Annotated in this window: 6 protein-coding genes and 1 pseudogene; 1 reads left to right on the top strand and 6 read right to left on the bottom strand. The window is 32.4% G+C overall.

The window, feature by feature from the left end:
• The 5 genes from ABI657_RS18405 to ABI657_RS18385 form a co-directional block, all read right to left on the bottom strand.
• The coding region (locus tag ABI657_RS18405) for a DUF349 domain-containing protein (protein WP_348098730.1) at window positions 1-1,708 on the bottom strand (1,708 nt) is incomplete at its 3' end.
• 221 nt (window positions 1,709-1,929) lie between these two features.
• Window positions 1,930-2,679 (bottom strand): shikimate dehydrogenase, encoded by a 750-nt coding sequence (locus ABI657_RS18400; RefSeq protein ID WP_348098729.1) that lies wholly within the window; start codon window positions 2,677-2,679, stop codon window positions 1,930-1,932.
• Window positions 2,679-4,076: a tetratricopeptide repeat protein gene (locus ABI657_RS18395; protein WP_348098728.1), complete on the bottom strand. Its 1,398-nt coding sequence runs from the start codon at window positions 4,074-4,076 to the stop codon at window positions 2,679-2,681. Before ABI657_RS18395 ends, ABI657_RS18400 begins: the two co-directional genes overlap by 1 nt.
• 268 nt (window positions 4,077-4,344) lie before the next feature.
• Entirely contained in the window at window positions 4,345-5,541 is a 1,197-nt protein-coding gene (locus tag ABI657_RS18390; protein WP_348098727.1) for an aspartate aminotransferase family protein, read from the bottom strand.
• Window positions 5,542-5,589: 48 nt separating this feature from the next.
• Window positions 5,590-7,257, bottom strand: coding sequence for an OstA-like protein (locus tag ABI657_RS18385; RefSeq protein ID WP_348098726.1), 1,668 nt, complete (start codon window positions 7,255-7,257; stop codon window positions 5,590-5,592).
• 237 nt (window positions 7,258-7,494) lie between these two features.
• On the opposite strand from ABI657_RS18385, the pseudogene ABI657_RS18380 reads away from it, so the two are divergent.
• Window positions 7,495-7,780: pseudogene (locus ABI657_RS18380) on the top strand (alpha-amylase); the annotation flags it as partial.
• A 143-nt stretch (window positions 7,781-7,923) separates the two neighbouring features.
• Here the strand turns inward: ABI657_RS18380 and ytxJ are convergent.
• On the bottom strand, window positions 7,924-8,313 hold the full coding sequence (ytxJ, locus tag ABI657_RS18375; RefSeq protein ID WP_348098731.1) for a bacillithiol system redox-active protein YtxJ: 390 nt from the start codon (window positions 8,311-8,313) through the stop codon (window positions 7,924-7,926).
• Window positions 8,314-8,340: the final 27 nt, after the last annotated feature.

Genomic DNA, 8,340 nt, shown 5'->3' with positions numbered 1-8,340 from the left:
CTTTTTTACTCAAACTTAATTTGTCAAAAAGGGCATCTAAAATTTTATTGAATTTTCCTTCAATATGGCGCCTTGCAAAAGGTACTTTTCCGAATCCCTTCCAAGTTTCAATATGTAATTTAATAGCATCCAAATCTGTTTTATGATCACCGGTAAGCTGATAATTTTTTAGAATATCCAAATAGGCTTTTTTGTTGTCAAAAGCAGCTATTTCATCAATATTTTCTTCAGATTTACTCTCTTTTAATTTATCAAAATAATAATTACAGGCATCTTTGAAATCTTTCCAGATTTTGTCTGAATATTTTTTGGGTACATGACCAATTTTTTTCCATTCCTCCTGAATTTGTTTCATGATTGGAGTAGTTACGGTAAAATCTGTACTTTCCTGCAATTCTTTTGCTTTGGCAACAAGAGTCATTTTTTTATTTAAATTATCGTTCTGATCTTTTTTAATGTCTTTATAGAATGAATTTTTGAAAGAATTAAAGTTTCTAACAGCCGTTTTAAATGCAGCCCACGTTTCTTCATTTACTTCGGATTGCACTTTTCCTGCTGCAAAAAACTCGTTTCTAAGATCTTCTACTTTTTGTATTTGTCCCAGCCATTGTGAATGCGAATTTACTTTTTCAGTAGCAAGAACTTCAATTTTAGCAATAATCTCTTTTTTTGCTTCTAAGTTTTGTTGCTCGTTTGCTTTTTGACTTTCAAATAAAAGTTCTCTTTTATCATGAATTTTTTTAGTTAATTCACTAAATTTATTCCAGATTACATCTCTGTGCTCTTTAGAAACAGGGCCAATATCTTCTTTCCAAATCCTATGAAGATCTTGTAATTCTCGAAATGCCTTACTGATATCAGATTCATTTACTAACTCTTCAACACGGGTAATTATTTTTTGTTTTTGTTCTAAATTGTATTTAAAATCCAAATCCCGTGCCTCACGATCTAAGTGTAAATAATCGTAAAAATTCTCTACATGAAAATGATAATTATTCCAGACATGATTGTATTTATCTTTAGGAATCGGTCCCGCATTTTTCCATCGCTCTCTTAAATCATTAAAATGTTTAAGTGTGTCCTTGATGTTTTCCTGTGGGTTTATAAGCTCTTTTAATTCTTCAACTATAGCAAGTCGGTTTTCTAAATTTGACTTTAAACTTGTCTGCAGATGTTTAAAATGGATATTTCTTTTTTCCTTAAATATATTATAATATTCATCAAATTTAGATTTTAATGGAGAATGATATTGAAATTCTTCATTAGGGTCCTGATTAGAAGCAGTAAATTCTTCTTTTTTTTCTTCCAAAAGATGGCTGTATTGTAATAAAAAGGATTTTTTAATTTCTTCTATATGATCTTTTACAGACATTGCTTTATCTGTATTCACAAGTTTTTTTAATTCATCAACCAAAGCATCCAAAGTAAAAGTATGATAATCCTGCATAGGAAAATCAGTAGGCTCTTTTATCGTTTCATCTTCACTTTCTTCTGCGTTGGAATTGGTTATATCATCTAAAGCAATTTGATGGCTGGTATCAATACTATTAGTATTATGAGCCTCATTTTTATTAATTGCTGTTTCATTTTCCAATTCTGACTGTAAAATTGTTGTTTCTTGCGTTGGCTCAATTTGTGCAGAATCATTTACATCCATTTCTAACTTTCCATCTGCATCTTGCAGGTTGTCATTCTTTTCTTCTAACATTTTTAAATGTGTAAGGTTTGTATTTTAAATATAGCGAAAGATAGTAAAGGAGTTTCTAAATACAAAATAAATCCTTTGTTTATGGTGTATGTTTTATAAATCATGTTGTTAGGGGTTCAAAAAGTAGGAACTTTAAAATGTTTTATAATAAATTGACACAATAAAAAAAGAGAGCACATTTTAGATATACTCTCTTTTTAATTATATAATTTATTAATTTTTTATTTATTCCAGATTTTCCATGCTTTTTCTGCCTGGAAAATTAACATGTCGTAACCATTTTTTATAGTGGCCCCATTTTCTTTGGCTTTTTTAATAAACTGTGTTTCAGCAGGATTATAAATTAAATCGTAAGCTATATGTTTATCAGTGAAAAATTCATACGGTAAATTGGGTGAAGATTCCGTATTTGGGCTTGTCCCAACGGGTGTACAATTTATTATTATCTGAAAATTATCAAATGTTGTTGCATTTATTAAATCGTAATCAATAATATTTTCTTTAGCTTCTCTTGAAACGAAAGTGTAAGGAATATTAAGTTCATCTAATGCAAAAGCAACACCTTTTGATGCGCCTCCTGTTCCCAGGATAAGAGCTTTTTTGTGATGTGGCTGTAATAACGGTTTTAGGGATTTTTTGAAACCGTAATAATCAGTATTGTAGCCTTTTAATTTTCCGTCTTTAGTAAATTTAATTGTATTAACAGCGCCGATTAAAGCTGCTTTTTTTGAAAGTTTATCTAAAAAAGGAATTATCTGTTCCTTGTATGGAATGGTAATATTTAGGCCTTTTAAATCAGTGTTTTTGTTAACTAATTCAGTAAAATAGTTAATGTCAGCAATATCGAAATTTTCGTAGCTGTTGCCTGCAAATATTTCATCGCTAAATTTTTCTGTAAAATACCCTTTTGAAAAGGAATAACTAATATTGCGGCCCAATAATCCAAAACGTCTTTTTAAAATATCAATCATTATTGTTTTCTATGTTTTTCAATGTAATTTTTAACCATTTTTTTAGCCCAGACAACTGGAAATAAATCTTCAATCAAAATGTAATTATCGAAATTCAAACGTAAACCGTTGCTCAAATGAAATTTTGCTTTTGTATTGTCCTGTAGCATAAAATACAATCCCGCCAGACGATATTCAATTTCGTTTTCTTCGGGAAAATATTCAGATGCTTGTAACAATGTTTGTATAGCACTGTCAAATTCCCCTAAAAACTGAAGGATGTCAACCCAAAATAACCAGGTGTCCAATGCATAATCACCAAATTCCACCGCTTTTCTGTATCCGAATTCGGCTTCTTCATAAAAGTTCATCTGTTTGTTAATAGTAGCATAGCGTTTCCAGTACAAACGATTCTGATTATCAATTGCCAGTGCCTTATTTACAAAAAACAATGCCTTTTGAAAATTTTTCTGACGAACATAAAAATCAGTTATGGCAATCCAGCCTTTATCCAAAAGTGGATCTTCGTGAACGGTCTGATTGTAATATTTTAAGGCTAAAAGTGCGTTACCAAGCTTCTCATAACATTTTCCTATTCTCAATAAAGCATAAGAAGTAGCATCATCCAATTCGATGGTACGGTTGTAGCTTTCGATAGCTTCATTGTATTTTTTAAGACGCTCGTTTGCTTTTGCTTTTTCCATGAAAGCGCCTAAAAACTCATCATCGATTAGTGTAGCATAGTCAAAAGCGCGAATAGCATTTTCATATTCTTTTACTCCATAATGCAAACGGCCTAATTGATGCCAGGCAATTTCGCTGTATGGGTTTTTATTGATATAATCGTTTAAATATGCTATGGCTTCCTGATTTTGATCCAGAAATTCAAAACAATACACGACATTATACAATGCTGACTGGTCTTCTAAATCTTCTTCAAGACATTTTATAAAACTGTCTTTTGCCATTTCGAGGTTATCCATAAATAGATATTCCATTCCGATAAGATTATACACATCCGCGAAATCGTCAGTATATTGCAAGGCAATTTTCAACATTTCGACTGCTTTTTCGTGCTGGTCTCTTTTGGAACAGATATTGGCTTTCTGGATATAAATTTCCTCGTTGTTGGGTTCTATCGCATACAACTCGTTTAAAAGCTTTTCAGCCATTTCGAGTTTGTCGTCATATACCAGCATTTCTACTTGTACTAATTTTAAGCCTGTAGATTTTGGGTGTTGGTCTAATGCAAGTTTCAAGGCCTTTTTTGCTAAATTAGCCTTGCCTATGTCTAAATAATGAAGAATAATTTCTTCGAATTCTTCAGAATCAAAAAAGAGCACTTTGTTAGTTTTTAACATCGACTCAAATTTGGATAGGGATAGGTTATAATCTTCTTCTTCGTTGCTTAATTGCATACTTTGTTTTTTTGAAATTAGCCTGTTATAAATTTAGGCAACCATATTCTTGTGAGAGGAAAGGAAAATAATTGTTTTGAACAATTTAATTAACAATATGGACAGAATTAGTGTTCTGTTTTAAGTTTTAATCTTTTGATATGTAAAGATTATTTAATTATTATTCTATATTTTATTTTAACAGAGAGTCCTAGTCCTGATGGCAGCGATATCCTTTTGTTTTTTTCTTTAAAAAATAAAAGATTTAGCGAACAGCAGGAAATAGCTCCTAATTAATTTTATCCTTTTTCAGAATTTCATCCATAACGTTTAAAATTATGGAGCAACCTTCTTTAATTTCCTCTTCAGAAATGGTTAATGGCGGTGTTATTCTGATGGCACATCCTTCGAACAATAGCCAGAATAATATAAGACCTTTGTCCTGACATTTTAAAATAACCTGATTCGTTATATCGGCTGTTTCGGTCATGGCGGCAAGCATTAATCCTTTTCCTCTAATTTCCTTTATCAAAGGATGTACCAAAAGCGATCTGAACAGGTTTTCTTTAACTAAGGCTTCCTGCATTAAATTTGTTTCAGTTAATTCCTGCAAAGTAGCCAGGCAGGCTGACGCAATGACAGGATGCCCGCCGAAAGTGGTAATATGTCCCAATTTTGGATTTTCGGTTAAAAGATCCATTTTTTCTGCAGAAGCGGTAAAAGCACCAACCGGCATTCCACCCCCCATTCCTTTTCCCATAACGACAATATCCGGAACAATATCATAGTTTTGAAACCCGAAAAGTTTACCTGTTCTCCCAAATCCGGGTTGAATTTCATCGACAATCATCATTGCCCCGACTTCATCACAACGTTGACGGACTTTGTTTAAGAAATTATCTTGAGGCTGAATAAACCCTGCACCTCCCTGAATAGTTTCAAGTAGAATAGCAGCTGTTCTTGTGGTTATTTTTTTTAAATCGGCTTCATTATTAAAGGTAATAAAATCAATATCGGGAATTAAAGGACGGAAAGCTTGTTTACGTTCTTCAAAACCCATAACGCTCATGGAGCCCATTGTGTTTCCGTGATAGGCATTATGACACGAAATAAGCTGACTACGCCCGGTTGTTCTTTTGGCTAATTTTAAAGCCCCTTCTATTGCTTCTGTACCTGAATTGACCAAATACGTTTTGTTTAAGGATTCAGGCAGTAGTGAGGCTAATAATTTGCAATACTGAACTGCTGGGCTTTGTGAATATTCACCATACACCATTACGTGCGAGTATTTGTCCAACTGATCTTTTATCGCCTGATTCACTCTTGGATGCTGATGACCAAGCGTACAGGCAGAAACGCCTGCAACAAAATCTAAATATTTTTTATTGCTGGTATCGTAAATATAGGAACCAATAGCATGTGAGACTTCCATTCCCAGAGGGTATGGTGATGTTTGTGCCTGATATTTTATAAAATCTGGATTCACATTATTTTTATTTAAAGTTAAAAAAAGCAGGCTTCAATTTTACTGAAATTATTTCTTTTCTTTTTCTTTAGTTTCCGATTTTGGTTTTGGTTTAGGATTTTTTTTATCGTAATTCAATGTTTCTTTCCTTATTTTCATAGGAACATTTTCTTTCGCTTCTTCTGCCTTTCCCTGTTTGACCAATTTGTCATTAAGTTCATTATCTTCAGCAGAAAAAATATCATCTTTAGATTTTATCCTTTCATCACCACGCCAAACCAGGCCTTTTAATTTACGCGCATTTTCGGGCAGATCAATTTCAGGATAAATATCGCCATCGACATTATTGAAAAAGGTAATGGTTTCGACTGCATTGTTTTCTAAAATCATATTGATTTTACTGCTTACATTTTTATTGATTCCGATGAGTTCATTGGCATCGTTGCGCATGTAGTAAATTACCTCGGTGTTTTTTATTACATCAACATCATGTAATTTCCCTTCTTTAAATTTACCAAATAAATTGATTCCTTTAACCTGATTAAAGCCGGTACCCAGAGTGTCCCGCGAGACGAGAAAAGTATTATTGAGCACTTTTAATGAATCTATTTTATTCGTCACATTATCACCAATTAAATGCATAAGATCACCTGTAATCTGGCTTTCCCCATTCCATAAAATTGGTTTGCCTATTAATTTAGTCAATGCTATTTTCGTATTGGAATGAAGCGAATCGCATTTCCCGCTCATATCGGTTTTATAAAAGCGAACATTATTGAATGCCCTGATAACGCGATCTCCTTCTTTACCAGTTACCATTAATTTTTTACCATGGATGTAAACAGAATCGTTATCTACAAAATTCACTGCAACTGCCCTTTTAGTTACGTACATGGAATCTTTCAGCTTGAATACTTCAGCATAATGGCCTTTTACGATTCCACGATTGACAGAATCAGTGATTTTGACGTTGCGTGTAGCCGAGGCGAATTCGGTATTCCGGTTATAATAGAGACTGTCACCTTCAATAAGACGGTCATCATATTTTATATAGGATTTTCTTAAAAAATGCGCCAGGTTTTTTTTGGTGTCATAAAATCCTTTTTCTGTATAAATGTAGTTAGCTTTACTTGTAATTGTTGAGGGTCCGAATAAATAGGAGTGGCCCGAATTACTGTAATAATCGAGGTGATTGGATTTAATAACATATTTAGGATTGGTAATAGTAACTGCGGTTAAAAACTGAAATTTTTTCTGCGCCACATAATACCTTCCTGCTTTGCTTACCAAAGTATTGTCCTTATTGACGATGGTACCTTGTGTATTATAAAACACTTCCTGTACATTTCGGTCAAAATTGATAGTATCAGTTGCAAGTGTAGCGTCTGGAGAACTCATAACAGCATCTCCGGTAGCAAAAGCTTTTTTTACATTTCCGTTGTATTCAGCATATTTGCTGTTTAAAAACAAAGTGTCACCTTGCACCAATTGAACATTTCCGAAGGCTTTTAGATAATTTTCCTTTTGAAAAAAATAGGCTTTGTTACAGGTTAACACAACACCGTCGTGATTTACTTTTACATTTCCTGTCAGCAAAGTTGCACCCGGTGCTACTGTTTCGTTCACATCTACAAAATCAGAATTTTCGACGATAATTTTTTTAGGCGCCTGGGCTAAAATGTTTTGAGAATTAAGTAAAAGCAAACAACAGAATATAAAAAAGAGTAATTTCTTCAATTGATTTAATTTTTGTCAAATTTATGAAAAAGGTAACAACCATAACCGATATTAAGATTTATTTATAATGCTAAATTGATATTTAGAAATTTAAATTTATCAACAAAAAAACAAACTCTTTCGTTGTAGTTCCATTTCTGAAAAAAACTGCAGCATATTATTTATAAAAAATATTAATCTTTAGAAATTAATCTAATTTTAGAGGTGATTATTAAATATCAATTGAATAAAATAAAAATGATAAATAAAAGAAATATAGAAGCCATGGTTATTTTTACTGTTGTCGTAATTTCCTGTAAAACAAAAGACGTGGTTAGGAAAGATGAAAATTCAGCACAGGGTAAAGTTATTATTTACCAGGTTTTTACCCGTTTGTTTGGGAATAAAAACACAACAAATAAACCTTGGGGAACTCTTGAAGAAAATGGTGTGGGAAAATTTAATGATTTTACAGATAAAGCGCTTCTTGAGATAAAGGATTTAGGAGTAAATTATATTTGGTATACAGGAAGTTCCTCATCATACATAAAAAAAATTCAGCTGAGTTAAAAATAAGCAACACAGAAGGGGGTTGTTAAAGTTTTACCTACTGAAATCCTTAATTTATGAATTGCAATAAATATGAAAATCTTCACTTTAAGATTTGAAAGTGAAGGTTTATAAAAATTAAATTTTGTTCTTCAACTCACCTGCATCAATATCACTATGTGAAACATCATAAACAGCTTTCCCATTCCTGATTAAAATCAATTGTGGTGACTCGTGATACACATTAAATTTTCTGGCAATTTCATTTGAAACATCGCGGTGTGCAATTAAATCGAGAAAATATGCATCAACAGAATCATTCAAATCAAATTCACGTTCAAATTGCTTGAGAGCCATTCGGCTGATACTGCATCTTGTACTATGTTTAAAAATTACAACGGGCTTTTCATTGGATATAGCTTCAATTTCCTGCAATTGCAGTATATCTGTTAATTGTGTCCAGTTTATTTTGCTTTTTGAAGAATCTGCATTCTCCGAACTTCCGAATATTGAATTTAAAAAACTCATAATTGACTTGTTTTGTGACTTTTTGAC

Source organism: Flavobacterium sp. (assembly GCF_039930565.1).
Classification (GTDB): Bacteria; Bacteroidota; Bacteroidia; order Flavobacteriales; family Flavobacteriaceae; genus Flavobacterium.
The sequence above is the reverse complement of the archived record's forward strand: the minus strand, read 5'-3'. Positions and strand labels throughout refer to the sequence as shown.